This window comes from Mesorhizobium sp. M2C.T.Ca.TU.002.02.1.1 (genome assembly GCF_003997225.1).
In genome coordinates this window covers 1-1,938 of the sequence record NZ_RZTO01001010.1, presented here as the reverse complement: position 1 = coordinate 1,938, position 1,938 = coordinate 1, and the positions used below count along the sequence as shown (strand labels likewise).

Annotated in this window: 2 protein-coding genes; both read left to right on the top strand. The window is 60.3% G+C overall.

Annotated elements, in window-relative coordinates; translation table 11 throughout:
• A partial coding sequence (locus EOD07_RS32660) for a YbfB/YjiJ family MFS transporter (protein WP_127238176.1) occupies positions 1-861 on the top strand: 861 nt, incomplete at its 5' end.
• 123 nt (positions 862-984) lie between these two features.
• Positions 985-1,938: peptide antibiotic transporter SbmA (gene sbmA, locus EOD07_RS32655; protein ID WP_127238175.1), on the top strand; the 954-nt coding region annotated here is incomplete at its 3' end.

Sequence of the window (1,938 nt, the reverse complement as noted above, 5' to 3'; positions counted from 1 at the left end):
GTGCAGCGCCTGCAAATCGCCGCGGCCGGCCTCGCCAGCGCCTTCGTCATGGTGTTCATGGCCTCGATCGTCTTCAGCCATCTGGCGGAGGCCGGCCGCGGCGATTTGCAGGCGCTGCACTTCGGCGGCGTCGGCGTCGGCATCGCCGTCTCCTCCGCGCTGCTCGCGATCCTCGTCTCCGAGCACGCGGATTGGGCCGCCGGCTGGCTCTGGTCCGGAGCGCTTTCGGCGGTTGGCCTGGTCGTCGTCATGCTGCTCGCGGGCTCGGCCACGCCGGCCAATGGCGTCGATGGTCCGGAGCCGGCGTTGCCGAAAGACCGGTCCCTGGCGAAGATGATCGTCGCCTACGGGCTGTTCGGCTTCGGCTATGTGGTGACGGCCACCTTCCTGGTCGCCATCGTTCGCCAGGGCGGCGGCGGACGCGTCTTCGAGGCCACCGTCTGGATGGTCGCCGGCCTTGCCGGATTTCCCTCGACCTGGTTCTGGCAGAAGCTTGCCGGCCGGATCGGACTCTACTCCGCTTACGCCGCGACCTGCCTGATCGAGGTGGTCGGCGTCACCGCCAGTGTCGCCGTCAAGGGCGCCGCCGGACCGTTGATTGCCGGTGTCCTGCTCGGCGGCACCTTCATCGCCATCACGGCGTTGGGCATACAGATGGGCAGGCTGCTTGCGCCACGGGCGCCGCGCCGCATCTTCGCGGTGATGACGGCCGCCTTCGGGCTCGGCCAGATTGTCGGCCCGATCGCCGCCGGCCTGCTCGCCCAAGCGTCGGGCAATTATACCCTTGCCTCTATCATGGCGGCGGCCGCGCTGCTCGCCTCCGGCATCATTGCCTGGTCGGCCGCGCCAAAATCGCCATGATTTGCGGCCTTGTTCGATGCTGGGCATCGGGGCAGGGCATTTTCTTTCCCCCTAATGTGTGACCTTATGCCCGCCGAACAGCAACGCCGCTGATTTGCGGTCAGACCGAGGAAACCCGCCACAGTGTTCGTATCCTTCTTCCCGCAGCCGAAGCTCTTCTTCACATCGGCCGCCGTCTGGAGCCTTGCCGGTATTTTATTTTGGTTCTTCGGCGGCGAGCAGCTCGGTTCCTTGATCGGCTTACCTCCCGCGGCAGCAGGGATTCCCCCAGTTCTTGGTATACCTGTCTTATGGACCAAGCCATTCCTCTGGTTTTATATCTATTTCGGATCTCTAGTTGCCGTTTTCTATGTATTTTGGCGATATTATTCGCCGCACCCTTGGCAGAATTGGTCAATCCTCGGATCAGTGCTGATCCTGTTCTCGACATATCTCAATGTGCAGATCTATGTCGCCCTAAATAACTGGCGTGGACCGTTTTTTGATCTTTTTCAGAAGGCGATTACGACGCCAGGTTCGGTGACAGCTGGTGAACTCTATTCGATGTTCTCGATCTACGCTTGGATCGGGGCAACGGGAATGGCCTTGTTCGTCATCACCAGGTTCTTCGTCAGTCACTATATCTTCCGCTGGCGCACAGCCATGAATGACTACTATATGGCCTACTGGCATAGATTGCGGCACATCGAAGGGGCATCGCAGCGCGTGCAAGATGACACCATGCGGTTTTCCACCACCATGGAGAGTCTAGGCGTATCGCTCGTCGACTCTGTGATGACGTTGATTGCATTTCTACCGTTGCTTGCGCAGCTCTCCAGTCATGTGAAGGTCTTGCCGATCGTTGGTGAAATTCCCTATTCTCTAGTTTTCGCCGCAGTCACCTGGTCGATCTTCGGCACGGTTATCCTCATGATAGCTGGCGTGAAGCTGCCGGGGCTGGAATTCAAAAACCAGCGCGTTGAGGCCGCATATCGCAAGGAACTGGTCTACGGCGAAGATGATGCGGCGCGGGCGGCTCCGCCTACGGTTGCCCAACTTTTTTCCCATGTCCGGCGCAACTATTTCACGCTCTACTTC